Origin of the sequence: Rhodococcus ruber, from assembly GCF_016804345.1 — a bacterium.
Lineage (GTDB): Bacteria > Actinomycetota > Actinomycetes > Mycobacteriales > Mycobacteriaceae > Rhodococcus > Rhodococcus ruber.
This window is the reverse complement of the sequence record NZ_CP044211.1, coordinates 2,834,972-2,848,800: the sequence shown is the minus strand read 5'-3', so window position 1 is coordinate 2,848,800 and position 13,829 is coordinate 2,834,972. Positions and strand designations below refer to the sequence as shown.

The window sequence follows — 13,829 nt, the reverse complement described above, 5'->3', positions numbered from 1 at the left end:
GGCCTTCCGAAGCGGCCGGGGCGGGGCCCGGGGCCCGGGATCCACTGAAGGGGTGAGCGATGGCTGCCGACGAGGAACCGTTGCTCTCGGGCACGCTGTCCCAACTGCGGCTGCGGGAGCTGCTCGCGGAGGTCCAGGACCGCATCGACCAGGTGATCGTCGCGCGCGATCAGATCGACGGGCTGCTCGAGGCCGTGCTCACGGTCGCGTCCGGCCTCGAGCTCGAGGCGACGCTCGCACGCATCGTGCACGCGGCCATCGAACTCGTGGACTGTCGTTACGGCGCCCTGGGCGTGCTCAATCGCCGTGGCGACGGACTGCAGAACTTCGTGTACGAGGGCATCGACGAGGACGCTCGCGCGTCGATCGGCGACCTCCCCACCGGTCACGGCCTGCTCGGGCTGCTGATCGAGCAACCGAAACCGATCCGTCTCGACAACCTGGCCCAGCACGTGGCCTCGTCCGGCTTCCCGGACCACCACCCGCCGATGCGGGCCTTCCTGGGTGTCCCGGTCCGGGTGCACGGGGAGGTGTTCGGCAATCTCTACCTCACCGAGAAGGCGAACGGCCAGTCCTTCACCGAGGACGACGAGGTGATCGTGCAGGCCCTCGCGGCCGCGGCGGGCATCGCGGTGGACAATGCGCGCCTGTTCGAGGAGGCCCGGCTGCGGCAGCGCTGGCAGGAGGCCACGAGCGAGATCCGGGCGGAACTACTGGCCGATACCGCCCCGCAGGACGTGCTCGACCTGATCGCCCGGCGCGCGCTGGTGCTGGCGGAGGCGGACCACGTCCAGATCGCCCAGCCCGAGGACACCGACGTGCCGCCGGAGGAGGTCTCGGCCCTGGTCGTCACCGCGTACGCCGGTTCGGACCCCGCGGCGTTCGAGGGCAAACGGATCCGGGTGGAGGGCACCGCGACCGGGGTCGTGTACCGGGGCGGGCGACCGCTCCAGGTCACGGAGTTCGACGGCGACGGCGACCGGCACGGACCGGCGCTGCTGCTGCCCCTGCGTGCCTCGGCCGACACCGTGTCGGGGGTGCTGTCGGTCGTTCGCACCGCGGGTCGGGAACCCTTCGACGACCGTCAGCTCTTCCTCGCCACGTCCTTCACCGACCAGGCGGCGCTCGCGCTGAAGCTGGCCGACGACCAGCGGCGACTCAATTCCCTGACCGTGTTCGCCGACCGGGACCGGATTGCGCGGGATCTGCACGACCATGTCATCCAGCGGTTGTTCGCCCACGGCCTGAACCTGCAGAGCACGCATGCCCGCACCCGCTCCCCGGAGATCCGCGGGCGCCTGGCCGACATGATCGACGACGTGCAGAGCATCATCACCGATGTGCGCACCGCGATCTTCGACCTGCACAGCGGGCCGGAGAGCGGCCGGCAACTGCGCCAGGCCCTGCAGGACATCGTCGCCGAACAGACCGCCGATGCGGGCCTGCGCACCGTGGTGCGCATGTCGGGGCCGCTCAACGTCATCACCGGTCCCCTCGCCGACCACGCGGAGGCGGTGCTGCGGGAGGCGATGAGCAACGTGGTGCACCATTCCGGCGCGGACACCGTCACCGTCACCGTGTCGGTCGACGACTACCTCACCCTCGACGTCACCGACAACGGCATCGGTCTTCCGGCCACCGTCGCGCGCAGTGGACTGCACAACCTCGCCTCCCGGGCGGAGGACGCCGCCGGCACCTTCGCCGCTGCCGCGCTCGCCACCGGTGGCACCCGTGTGCTGTGGTCGGCTCCCCTGCCCGAGGACTGAGCTCGCGCCGCCGCGATGCGAGCATGGCCCGCCCCCGCCGCTCACCCGGGTACCGCCACCCAGTTCAGCGGCCTCTCCCGTTCAGCGGCCTCTCCCGTTCAGCGGCCTCTCCCGTTCAGCGGCGCACCCGGGCGTTGAGCCGGGCCGCCTGGCGGGTCAGGTGGTCACGCTCGGCGAGGTTCGGAGCCTTCCGGGCTGCCTCGGCGTACAACCGCGCCGCCGTCGCCGGGTCGCCGGCACGCTCGTGGAGGTACGCCGCCACCGCGCTATAGCGGGGCAGCGAGTCGTCCAGCGCCGCGAGCGCGGCGAGGCCGGCCTGCGGCCCGTCCGCCTCACCCACGGCCACCGCACGGTTGAGCCGGACGACCGGGTTGTCGGTCAGCCGGACGAGCTCGTCGTACCACTCGACGATCTGCACCCAGTCGGTCTCCTCGGCGCTGGGGGCATCGGCGTGGAGTGCCGCGATGGCCGCCTGGGCCTGGAACTCGCCCAGCCGGTCACGGGCGAGCGCCGCCTGCAGGATCTCGACACCCTCGGCGATCGACTCGGTGTCCCATCGGTTGCGGTCCTGCTCGGCGAGGGGCACCAGACTGCCGTCGGGTGCCGTCCGGGCGGCGCGCCGGGCGTGGTGGAGCAGCATGAGAGCGAGCAGCCCCGCCACCTCGGGATGGTCGATCGCGGCGGCGAGCTGCCGGGTGAGCCGGATGGCCTCGGCCGCGAGATCGACGTCGCCGGAGTACCCCTCGTTGAAGACGAGATAGAGCACGCGCAGCACGGTGGCGACGTCGCCGGGCCGGTCGAACCGCACCCCGGAGACGGTGCGCTTGGCCCGGCTGATGCGCTGCGCCATGGTCGCCTCGGGCACCAGATACGCGCGGGCGATCTGACGGGTGGTCAGTCCGCCGACGGCACGCAACGTGAGGGCGACCGCGGACGACGGCGTCAGCGACGGGTGGGCACACAGGAAGTAGAGCTGGAGAGTGTCGTCCACCGCAGGAACAGGCGCCGGCTCGGCGCCGTGGCCGCTCGGCCGGCTTCGCTCCGCGTAGACGAGGTCCTCGCGGCGCCGGCGGGCGCCGTCCGTGCGGGCGGCGTCGAGGAACCGGCGCCAGGCCACCGCGATCAGCCAGCCCTTCGGGTCCCGGGGTGGGTCGGCCGGCCAGGTGCGGATCGCCTCGACGAGCGCGTCCTGCACGGCGTCCTCGGCCGCCGCGAAATCTGCTCCGCGGCGGACGAGGATTCCGAGCACGCTGGGCACGAGAGTGCGGAGTTCGAGCTCGTTCACCGGACGGTCACTCCGTCACGTTGGGCGGTGCCGTCAGGAAGGGGCGCACCTCGAGCCACTCGTGGATCGGCTTTCCCCCGGCGCCGGGGGCGGCCGACAACTCGCCGGCGAGCTCGACGGCGCGTTCGTAACTGTCGACGTCGATCACCATCCAGCCGGCGATGAGGTCCTTCGTCTCGGCGAACGGGCCGTCGGTGACGGGGGGCCGGCCCTCGCCGTCGTACCGCACGAACACCCCCTCCGGGGCGAGTGCCTGACCGTCGACGAACTCGCCGGACTTTTCGAGCCGGGCCGCGAAATCGTGCATGAACTGCATGTGGGCCGAGATCTCCGCCGGCGTCCACTGGTCCATGGGCACGTCGTTGACGGCAGCCGGGGCGCCGCGGTAGTGCTTGAGCAGCAGGTACTTGGCCATCGTGTTCTCCTCGGTGCTGGTGCGACCCATTGTGGTCGCATTCGATTCGGGGACGGAGCCGGTCGCGGGTTCTCGACATCGCCGTCCGAATTCTCTCGAATTCGGCCCGAATCCGGGATGCGCCGCCCGGAGCCGAAAGGTCGCGTTTCTCCGATATGCGCCGGATCGTCGTGGCGCAGGGACTACCATCGAATACGGCGAGGGAACCCGATGAACACGAATTCGAACGCACTGGACGACCAGGTCCGGGCCGTACACCAGTTGGTACGCACGCAACTGCGCATCCTCGAAATCCGCCACGCGCACAGCACACGTCCGAGGGCGAAGCGGCACATTGCGGCGGACATCCGCCACGTTTCCGAACGATGCGACGCGCTCGAACGAATTCTGCATTCGCGCACGACCTCTGCGACCGGATCGTCGTCCCGGGCAGCGCGGCTGAGCGACTGCATCTCCACCATCGCCGGGTCGGCGGACAGGCGCAGCGTCGTCGCCCTCGAACACGTCCTCGCGGACCAGCTGGCCGACCGGCTCCACACCCTCGAATCCCTCGCGATCGCCCTCGGGGACCGGCCGCTGCAGCAGTGGGCACGTGGACTCCACTCCGTCGGCGCCGCCTGATTCCGCTGCCGTTTCCGTCCCGCCCGCCGGGGTGACGTGCCAGGCTGGAGCCACGGTCCTGCCGAGCTGTGTCGGCGGCCCGGTTGGAGGAGACGATGACGTCCACGCTGCCTCGACGTGCCGGATCCGACCGCGACGATGTCCGGATGCTGACCATGGGCGTCGAGGAGGAGTTGCTGCTCGTCGATGCCGACTCCGGCCGGCCCCGGCTCAACAGCGCGGCCGTCGTGGCGGGTGCCCGCGACGCCGGGCTCGACCTTCAGCTCGAACTGTCGCGCTGCCAGGTCGAGACCGCCACCTCGGTCTGCACACGGATCGACGAGCTGCGCCGGGAACTGCGCGTCTCGCGGGCGGTCGCGGCGGCCGCCGCCGCGAGCGCCGGGTCCCGCCTGCTCGCGGCGGCCGTACCTCCTCTGGAGACCACCCCGCCGGGGGCGCTGACCGACGCCGCCCGGTACCGGCGGATGGCCCGGCACTTCGGGGCGGTCACCGACCAGGTGATCTGCGGCTGCCACGTCCACATCGGCGTCCCCGATCGCGAGGTTGCCGTGCAGGTCTGCAATCACCTGCGGCCCTGGCTGCCGGCCCTGCTCGCGCTCACGGCGAACTCGTCCGTCACGGCCGGCGCCGACACCGGCTACGCGAGCTGGCGACACATCCAGTGGGGGCGCTGGGCCAGCGGCGGGCCGCCGCCCTACTTCCGGTCGGCTCGGCACTACGACGACGTCGTCGCGATGATGCTCGACGCCGGCGTCGTCCTCGACCCCGCGATGGTCTACTGGGACATCCGGCTCTCACCGCACCTGCCCACTCTCGAGATCCGGATCTGCGACGTGCCCGCCACGATCGAGGAAACCGTCACCGCCGCCGCACTCGTCCGTGGGCTCGTGTCCACCGCACTCACCGCGGTCCATCGCGGGGACCCGGCACCCCGGCTCGAGGCCGAGCGGCTCGAAGCCGCGTGCTGGCGCGCCGCCCACGAGGGCACCGACGGACACGGAATGGACCCGCTGACGCAACGGCCCGTCCCTGCCGCCCGGTTACTGGGTTCGCTGCTCGCACACGTGCGACCCGGCCTCGAGGAAACCGGCGACTTCACGTCCACCCGCGCGTCCGTGCGGCGGATCCTGCGCCGGGGCAACGGCGCGCGACGGCAGCGGCGCGCGCTCGCGATGTCCCGCACCGCCGCGGACTTCGTCGCGGAACTGGCCCGCATCACCGTCGAGGACTGTGCACCGTCCGCTCCCCCGCCGCCGGCCCGGTGAGCGCCCCTACCCGGCCGGCGCGGCGCCGATGTCCTCGTGCCACAGATCCGGGTGCTCGGCGACGAACGTCGTCATCATGTCGATGCAGCGTCGATCGTCGAGCACCGTCACCTCGACGCCGTGCTCGGCGAGCCAGTCGTGGCCGCCGGTGAAGGTGACGCTCTCCCCGATCACCACCGCGCCGATCCCGAACTGCCGGATCAGGCCACTGCAGTACCAGCACGGTGACAACGTCGTCACCATGATCGTCGCACGGTAGTCGCGGCGGCGGCCCGCGGACCGGAAGGCGGCGATCTCGGCGTGCAGCGACGGGTCGTCCTCCTGCACGCGCCGGTTGTGACCGCGGCCGAGCAGGGTCCCGTCCGCGGCGAACAGGGCCGCGCCGATCGGGATGCCGCCCTCGGCGAGGCCCAGCCGGGCCTCCGCGAACGCGACGTCGAGCATCGCGTCCGCCGAAGGGCTCCCCACCGACCCGCGTGCGTTCGTCACGGCACCACCCCGAATCCCGGTCAGGTGAACGACTTGTGGATCTGCGCGCCGTAGCGGCGGACGATCTTCTGCTTGGTCGCAGTGTAGGCGTGGACGTCGTCCTGCAAGCCCCTGTTCTCGAGGGATCGTCGTGCGAGTTCGCCGGCGATCACATCGAGGAACAACTCGGCCAGCAGCAGCCGCGCCGAGTCCCGGAACCGGCCCCGGCCGTCGAGGTACAGCTGCACGGTGGGATCGCCGGTGTTGATGAGAATCGTGCGATGCTCGGGGTCGTACACGGCGCGTCCACCGTCGTCCCCGAGATAACGCAGGTCGTAGCCGACGAACATGTCCTCGCCGTGGTCCCGGGACACCCGCCGGCGCTGCACCGGACGAGGCGGCGCCGGGTGCGGCCGCGGGACATGGTGCGGCGACGGCGCGTCCTCGGCGACGACGATCTCACACCACGCCCAGAACGCACCGGACCGCACCATGATCTCGCCGCGCTCCCCGGGTGTGTCGCCCACGACGGTCCATTCCAGCCGCTGCACACCGGTCCTCTGCTCCACGGCGATCTCGGTGGGCCGTGGGTCGATCCGCAGCGAGTCGGGCAGCGTGTACGAGATCGTCAGCCGGTCGTCGCCGGGAAGGCGCTCGGTGTCGACCTCCAGGGTGACGTGGAACGGGTGGCCGGGCCGGCGGTAGTAGAACGGCGTCGTGAACTGCAGGACGACCGCGTCCTCCGTTCCGGTTGCCGCCGGCGGCGCCGAGGCCGGCGACGGGCCGAGACCGAGGTCCCGGATCGCGGACTCGCTCATCCGGTGCAGCAGGCGGTCGATCATGTGCGCGGTGGTCCCGGAGGTCGTCGCGTGCTCGAGACGTGTGAGCTGATCCCGTTCGGCGAGAACGTATTCGGTGAGCCGGGCGCTGACCGCCTTCGCGAACGCGGCGACGAACGGATCCTTCTCGTTGAGGCCCTCGCGCTCGTCGCTGACGACCGGCTCGCCCCGACCGAGCCGCTCGATCAACGCCTCGCAGCGCACCGTGCCGAACAGGTACTCGGCGCCCACCTGGTTCTCGTACGCGAACAACTGGCAGTCGAGCACGGCGAGGCCGGACACGACGACGAGGCCGTTGGTGCGCTCGTCGCCCGACATGGTCAGTTCGACGCCCTTGGCCCGCTTCACGGTGAGGGTGAAGCTGTGTTCGGTGCCGTCGTAGACGAAACTGCCGGGCGCCTCGGGACCGATCAGGACGACCGCCGGGGGTTCGTCGAAGAGCACCCTGCCGCTGCGCTGGATCTCCCGCCGGCCGGCGACGTGCACCACCTCGACGGTGCGCCGCGACAGCACCTCCCGCAGATACACGTTGTCGGACAGTGCCTGCACCACGGTCTGGAACCGGGAGATGACCACGTGCGGGTTCTCCACGACCAGGGTCACCCGGGTGCCGTTGCCGTCGAGACCGAGGCGTTCCCGGTCGTCGTCCTCGACGGGCCGGTCGCCCCCGTGGTCGTCGTACAGGTAGCCGCCGTTCTCGCCGCGGAAGAGGTCGATGCGGGTGAACCGGCCGCCCCTGACGGTCTCGAGCGTCCCGGCGCCGACCCCGAACACGGCCTGTTTGAGGCCGCGCCCGAAGTAGCCGCGGCCGTGTCCCTCGCCGCGCGAGAGCGGACTGTGCGCGCCCCCGTACGCCAGGATGCGGGCGGCCTGGTCGAACGGCATCCCCTCGGCGTGGTCGGTGACCTGCAGGACCGCACCCGACTGGTGGCGCTCGTAGGTGATGTCGATGCGGGCCTCGGCTGCGGCGCCGCCGTTGCCCAGACGCGAGTAGCTGTCGTCGCTGTTGGTGATCAGCTCGACGAGCGCCTTCTCGATCGAGGCGAAGCGTCGCGAATCGATGCCGATCACGCGCTGGTCCACGGGAATGGGGGCGACTGCCATCGTTCCTGCCTTGTCTGTTCCGTCGGGAAGCCCCGGGGGCGGCGTCCCGAACTTGCCGTGATCGTACCGACGTCCGCGCCGATCCCGGCGCACCCGCATCGCCGGGCGGCGTCACCGCATTTCGTCGCACCCCGTCGACTCCAGGTACTCGTCCGGCAGCCGTCCTTCGGTGACGACCTCACCGCCGGTCCACGTGAACGTCAGCTCCGCGAACCCGGTGGCGGCCGCGTGCGGCTCGCCCTCGCGCGGGTAGGTGTATTCGACGTCGAGGGAGTCGAAGGCCGTGGCGACCACCGCCGGGTTCAGCGCGCATGGCGTGGCCGTGCCGACGTACTCGCCGCGGTGGAACAGCAGCAGGTGGGTCGGTGACGACCCGGTCGCCCCCACGATGCCGACCTGCGCGTAACTGAGGTCGCTGCAGCGGTTGTAGTTGCCGTTGTACGCCCGCAGCCATGTCGCGTCGGGGATCTGTTGGGGCGGGGGCAGCTGCTCGATCACCGCGAACACCTCCGGCGCGTCGAGGTCGACGGCGGGATCGCACGGCTGCTCGTCCGCCGTCGTGGCCGCCACCGACCCGCCGACAGGTGCCTGGCGTGAGGAAGTCGCGGTGGCCGGTTCGGCCACCGGCTGCCCGTCCTGGGTCTGCGCGCATCCGGCGAGGAATGCAATCGCGGCGACCGACACGACGCTGAGACCGGCTGTGCGACTCGACATGGGGCTCCTCGGGCACTCGGGTGCGACGGCGGTCGCCGCGACGGGAACGGATTCTGTCAGTTCGGACCGGTCCGGACGAGAGCTGCGTGGAAGTGTCGCCGTGTGGAAGTGTCGCGGAATGGATGTACCGAGCCTCGACGCAACGCCCACGGTCCCGAAGGCGGGGAACGAACCGCTGCACGAGTCCGGGCGCCTCCTCGGGCAACAGTTGCGGGACTTCTGGGCGTGGGCGTACTCGGACCTGCTCGGCAACGCGATGCGAGGCGTTCTCGCCGAATACCTCGTCGGCACCGCGCTGGGGTGTGTGCACGGTCGTACCCGGCTCGAGTGGGACGCATGGGATCTGCGGACGGAAGGCGGCATTCGGGTCGAAATCAAGTCGGCGGCCTATCTGCAGAGCTGGCGCCAGTCGGCGTACTCCCGGATCAGCTTCGACATACGCCCGACGACCGCGTGGTATGCCGAGACCAACACCTATTCCCCCGACCGGAGACGACAGGCCGACGTGTACGTGTTCTGTCTGTTCGCGCATCGGGACAAGGCAACCGCCGACCCCCTCGACGTCGGTCAGTGGGAGTTCTATGTGACGAGCGCCCACCGGCTCGACGAGACGGTCGGCGCGCAGAAGCGGATATCACTCGCAGCGCTGTTGCAGCGGGTGCGCCCGATCCGGGCGGGGTTCGGTGAACTGCGAGCGGCGGTCGAGGCGATCCCGCCCGGACCGCGGGATACGCCGAGACAGGACCCGGAATGAGGCACGGAGGCGGAGGAGGGTGAGAGGTCCGCGGCGATGATCGACGACCTGACGCCGGTGATCACGCCGCCCATCGCGCTGCAGCACGACCTCGTAGCGGACATTCGGCTTCGGAATGTGCCGTGGATCGAGCCACGATGGGCGAACCTGAGCGTCGACCACGCGCGGAGTGCCCAGCCGACGTGGCCGTACCGGTGTATCGAACAGGAGAGTGGTCCTCACCGCTGTTCGGCGACCCGCGGCCGTCCTCCCAACTCCGTCAGCATCTCTTCGACTCTTCTCCAACCGCTGGACCTTCGAGCAGGGTCGTTCGCCGGCAGCGCGACGAGCGGCTCGAGCACCTCACGCAAGCGTACGGACGGGTGGTCGTCCTCGAACAGGTCGGCATAGTCGGGATCGAGTAGGTACGCATCCGACCTACTGCTGTGTCGAGCGGCCGCCCACGACATCCGGTCGAGGAAGATCTCGAGCCGGCGGGCGGCATCTCGGGCGCTGCCCGTCGACGACATCGGGACCGTGGTGAATCCCTGGTGAGTGGAGACGGAATCAGGATGAAGGGCGAGCACCGTGGCCAGATTGCGCTCGCCGCCCGCTCCAGCCAGGGACCGGACTCGGCGTACGCGATCCACAGCGTCGGCAAAATCTTGATCCGCCAGGCTGTAGCCGACGAAAACCAGGTGACTCGTCATCAACAGGGACTCCACCACTGCGAGTGTGGCGCTGTGGTGGGTCTCCAGTCTCCGATAGTCGTTCTCGGTCACGACGATCGACGACGGGCGTCGCACGTCACCGTGGAGCTTCAACAGCCATGGGGCAGGCTGATCGGCGATCTGACGGGTCATGACTCGATAGGCGGCCGACCCGATGCTCCCGTCGAAGGCCAGTTCGTACGCTGCGTCATAGTTGGTGGTCACGTTCTGCCGAACCGCGAGACCGGCAAGTAGGAGGTGCGCCGGCGCGCACCCGGAAACGGCCACCTTTCTCATGATTTCGGCCTCCAGGGGTCCTCGGCCGATTCTCGCCTCGAGCTCTTGGGCAATGGCAGGTGCCTTCTCCGGCGTGTAGTCGGAGATTTCCTCTCCGGCAATCTCCTCGAGCAGTCCCTTCCAATCGGGTAGGCCCAACGGAACACTGACGCCGGAGCCGAGGAACAGGGACAGTTCCTGACGGGCCGCTCGCGCTCCGAGTTCATCAGCAACCCGGAGTTCATCGGCAGCGAAGCCCTCCCAGTCCGTGCTGGATCTCTGGCCCTGGATGGCGACATGATCGCGGTCGTCCCGCAACACCAAGGCCACGTCCACATCGGCCCGATGAGCCACTGTGCGTAGGGCAGGAAGCAGTGCACGGATCAGGGTGCCACGGCGATACTCGAAACCGCCTGCGCCCGTGCCGACCAGCGGAAGCGCGATCAGCGGTTTGACGCGACCCGCGACGAGTCGCCGGTCGGTCGCGAACCGCTCGACGGCTTCGGTGACGCCTGCGGCCACCCAGTCCGCGTCGTCTCGTCCATCCGCCGTGACGACAAGGCAGATCCTGCGCTCGTCGTGTGTCCAGACGTCGGCGGTCCGGCCTCGGGCTCGGCCCTTCCACCGCCGGCCCCAATAGGACGGCTCGAATTGATCCTCAGGAAGCAGCGCTGACCAATGTTCCCAGATCACTTCCCAGTTCGAATCACACGGTACGAGCAGTGCGTTGCATTTCAGGTGCGTGAGATCTCCGCGGATCACGAACAGATGACCGGCCATAGCGCCCATTGAACAGGACCGCAAGGATCGGGACGCTCGGACCGTCCCGGCAGTCCCGCCGCACGTCAGACGGATGTGCTCGCCCAATCGAGGTCGTAACGCTCCGGCAGGCTGTCCAGCTCGTGGTCGAGCCGAGCGAACTCCGGCCACATCGTCAGAAGGCGGTAGAACTCGGCATCGTGTCCGTGGGCCGGCAAGAGGTGATGGCACAGCTCGTGCCACAGCAGGTACTCGAGCAGGTCGTCGGGCACCTGCGTCTTCGGTGCCTGCAGCAGCCGGTTGACGCGCACCACAGGTGCACCCTTCGACTTTCCACCGATGTTCGGGACCCACACCGCGAAGGTGGACCGGACCGGTCTGCGTGTCCAGCGCACTGTCGGGAGATTCGACGGCGTGAGCCAGTCGGCGTAGTCGTGCTCGCCGGCATCCCACAGCAGTTCGCGACCCTTCGCCGCCGCGGTCCTCGAGAGCGGCTCGATCTCGCGCGAGGTCTTACGATGAAGACGCGGCAGTCCTGGCTCGGGCACGGCCACCCGCGGGGCCTCCGGATTTGCGACGCTGCGAATCGCGCCGGACGACATGAGGACGTGCTGTCCCAATGCCTCGCTGAAGGCGTGAAATGACGCGAACGCCGTGCGGGCGAGGGTGGACTCGTATTCCTTCCGCAACCAGTCGATCCGTGCCTTCTCTGTCATCGCCGGTGCATTCAGCAGACGCCGGGCGGCCGCATGCATCGAGAAGACGGACTTGATCTCGACCAGGGTCGGCCACTTGCCGGTCGCCAGCACCTCGGTCACGACCGCGTCGACGTCCCTCCGTGTCGGGCGCGGGGCTGCCAGATCACCGAAGAGGTCGAGGACGCTCTTGACCGGGAGCTTCGAGCCGTCGAGCTTCGCCTCGATCAGCTCGTTCCACGCGTCGAGGGTGTGCTCGAAGACCGGGACGTTGACGTCGCTGAGCTGGTAGTAGCCGATCAGCGTGGCCGATTCGACGGTGAACAGGCGGTTGTGAACAACTTCGGCATACGCGCGCTCGACGCGCCGCAGGATGTTCTCCGGGATCGGCTCACCGGAGATCTCGTCGGGTACAGCAGGCAGCCGGTGCGCTCCTTGCCCCTCACCGTCGACGACGACCTCCGGGGGCGGGACCTCCCGGATGTCGACCGGTGACAGCACGTCGATCCCGTCGAGCCAGTGGTCCTCCAGCGCGACGACGTGCGCGCACTCGTCCCCACCGGCCGCCGGTCCCCGCAGTACACGCCCGATCATCTGTCGCATCAGGATCCGGCTCAGCGTCGGCCGCGCGAGAAAGGCTGTCCGCGCGTCCGGTATGTCGACCCCTTCCAGGAGCATTCCGACGCTCACCAGGACGATCGGTCCGTTGGCCTCCCGGAATTCGTGGAGGACGTGGATGCGGTGCAGTTCCGATTCGCTGTGCAGGACGAGACACTCCACACCGGCACCGAGGAAGGTCTCGGCCAGATGGTCTGCGTGGTCGATGCTGCCCACGAACACGAGGGTCTTGCCCCACTGCTCCTTCCGGTAGGTCCAGGTGTCGACCACGAGCGTGTTGCGGCGCTCGGTATCCAACCGGCGGAGCATGCTTGCGGAGAAGTCGCCACGCCGGAGGATCTCGAGCTCGCCCTCCTCCAACTTGACCTGTTCGTCCGTGACGACTGTGTGCACGATCGGCTGCGCCAGGATGCCGTCCCGCATGAGCTGCAACGTGTCGACCGAGATCAGATGCTCGGGAAATGTCGACTCGAGTAGCGCCACCATGCCCTGCCCGCTCGGCCAGGGAGTCGCGGTCAGGCCGATCCGGACCGTCGTCGCGTCCACGTCCCTGATCACGCCCAGCAGGTCCTGATACGTCCTGGCTACCGCATGGTGCGCCTCGTCGATCACCACGATCGTCGGACGGGACAGGAACGACTCCAGCAGCCCTCGGAGCAGGTCCGCCGACTTCCCGGCGATGAGCGACTGGCGTGTCACACAGGCGACGTCGAGATCCGGATCGGCGAGTGCGCTCTTCGGACTCGCACCGCTGTGGATGACCCGCAGCCGGCGCACGAAGTCGTCGGGCATCGTCGCGGCGTCCCGTTCGAACTCTCGGGCTGCCTGCTCGACGAGCTCTTGTTGATCGGCAACCCACAACACCCGCAGATGCGGATCAGCTTCCAGCTGTTTCAGTAGCCAGTGCACAGCGGTGAACGATTTCCCGGAGCCGGTGGGTAGTACGAGGAGACCCGCCCGATCGTCCGCCTGTCTCGTCAGGAGGCGGTCGAGGTTCGCCCACGCCTCGCGTTGGTGCGGATACGGTGCGATCGGGGTCTCGTCGAGACCGACGAGCTCGCGAAATGCGACATGCCCCCCACCTTTCGCTCCGGGCTTCGACTGCGCGGGCTGAGGCACCTTGTGGGCACGCAGGAACGCGGATCGGAGATTCTTGCGGAAGTTCTTGGTGTTGTTGCGCTGCCGCAGAAACTCGAGGCGCTGCGCCTTGGTGTTCGGCGTCGCGGAGCGCTCGGGTTCGTACAAGGAGAGCTGGATACTCCAGATCAGGTCGTCGAGAGCGTCGTTCGACAGCGTCGGGATCCACTTGCTCCGCAGAACCTCGACCACAGCCTTCGTTTCGAGATGCTTCGCGGCGAGGGGTCGGCCGAGAGCCTTCGCGGCGTGCTCCGCGAGCCGCTCACCGTCGAGCTTCTTGACCTTCGGGATTTCGCCCTGCTGCCCCGAGGCGCCGTACGCCGCGGTCAGCAAGGCCCGCGTCAGGGGCGCGTCCACCGCTTCCCAGCGAAAGACGCGGACGGTGCGCGCAACCTGCTCGTCGACTTCGTTCACAGGCACTCCG

The 13,829-nt window shown here is 69.3% G+C and carries 11 protein-coding genes; 4 read left to right on the top strand and 7 right to left on the bottom strand.

What is annotated here, in order from left to right; genetic code table 11:
* The first annotated feature begins 59 nt into the window (after positions 1 to 59).
* Positions 60 to 1,766, top strand: coding sequence for a sensor histidine kinase (locus F1734_RS13285; RefSeq protein WP_017681679.1), 1,707 nt, complete (start codon positions 60 to 62; stop codon positions 1,764 to 1,766).
* Between the two features lie 115 nt (positions 1,767 to 1,881).
* Here the strand turns inward: F1734_RS13285 and F1734_RS13280 are convergent, their stop codons facing one another.
* Together F1734_RS13280 and F1734_RS13275 are read right to left on the bottom strand one after the other, a co-directional pair.
* Positions 1,882 to 3,051 carry an RNA polymerase sigma factor gene (locus F1734_RS13280; protein WP_017681680.1) on the bottom strand — a complete coding sequence of 390 codons (1,170 nt, stop codon included), beginning with the start codon at positions 3,049 to 3,051 and terminating at the stop codon, positions 1,882 to 1,884.
* 7 nt (positions 3,052 to 3,058) lie between these two features.
* Positions 3,059 to 3,466 (bottom strand): YciI family protein, encoded by a 408-nt coding sequence (locus F1734_RS13275; RefSeq protein WP_026137985.1) that lies wholly within the window; start codon positions 3,464 to 3,466, stop codon positions 3,059 to 3,061.
* Positions 3,467 to 3,676: 210 nt separating this feature from the next.
* Between F1734_RS13275 and F1734_RS13270 the strand changes: the two genes are divergently transcribed.
* Together F1734_RS13270 and F1734_RS13265 are read left to right on the top strand one after the other, a co-directional pair.
* Positions 3,677 to 4,087 carry a hypothetical protein gene (locus F1734_RS13270; protein ID WP_059174720.1) on the top strand — a complete coding sequence of 137 codons (411 nt, stop codon included), beginning with the start codon at positions 3,677 to 3,679 and terminating at the stop codon, positions 4,085 to 4,087.
* Positions 4,088 to 4,182: 95 nt separating this feature from the next.
* Positions 4,183 to 5,352 (top strand): carboxylate-amine ligase, encoded by a 1,170-nt coding sequence (locus F1734_RS13265; RefSeq protein WP_119700299.1) that lies wholly within the window; start codon positions 4,183 to 4,185, stop codon positions 5,350 to 5,352.
* A 6-nt stretch (positions 5,353 to 5,358) separates the two neighbouring features.
* Here the strand turns inward: F1734_RS13265 and F1734_RS13260 are convergent, their stop codons facing one another.
* The 3 genes from F1734_RS13260 to F1734_RS13250 form a co-directional block, all read right to left on the bottom strand.
* Positions 5,359 to 5,796 (bottom strand): nucleoside deaminase, encoded by a 438-nt coding sequence (locus F1734_RS13260; RefSeq protein ID WP_010595190.1) that lies wholly within the window; start codon positions 5,794 to 5,796, stop codon positions 5,359 to 5,361.
* A gap of 65 nt (positions 5,797 to 5,861) precedes the next feature.
* The gene (locus F1734_RS13255; RefSeq protein WP_040271257.1) at positions 5,862 to 7,763 is read right to left on the bottom strand and encodes an ATP-binding protein; all 1,902 of its coding nucleotides are present in this window, start codon (positions 7,761 to 7,763) and stop codon (positions 5,862 to 5,864) included.
* A gap of 111 nt (positions 7,764 to 7,874) precedes the next feature.
* On the bottom strand, positions 7,875 to 8,477 hold the full coding sequence (locus tag F1734_RS13250) for an LppP/LprE family lipoprotein (RefSeq protein ID WP_010595192.1): 603 nt from the start codon (positions 8,475 to 8,477) through the stop codon (positions 7,875 to 7,877).
* 118 nt (positions 8,478 to 8,595) lie between these two features.
* On the opposite strand from F1734_RS13250, the gene F1734_RS13245 reads away from it, so the two are divergent.
* Complete coding sequence (locus F1734_RS13245; RefSeq protein WP_040271254.1) at positions 8,596 to 9,231, top strand: hypothetical protein; 636 nt, start codon at positions 8,596 to 8,598, stop codon at positions 9,229 to 9,231.
* A 218-nt stretch (positions 9,232 to 9,449) separates the two neighbouring features.
* Here F1734_RS13245 and F1734_RS13240 read toward each other — a convergent pair whose 3' ends face one another.
* Together F1734_RS13240 and F1734_RS13235 are read right to left on the bottom strand one after the other, a co-directional pair.
* Positions 9,450 to 10,976, bottom strand: a complete 1,527-nt coding sequence (locus F1734_RS13240; protein ID WP_172603513.1) for an SIR2 family NAD-dependent protein deacylase — start codon at positions 10,974 to 10,976, stop codon at positions 9,450 to 9,452.
* Positions 10,977 to 11,041: 65 nt separating this feature from the next.
* Entirely contained in the window at positions 11,042 to 13,819 is a 2,778-nt protein-coding gene (locus F1734_RS13235) for a DEAD/DEAH box helicase family protein (protein WP_203010672.1), read from the bottom strand.
* Positions 13,820 to 13,829: the final 10 nt, after the last annotated feature.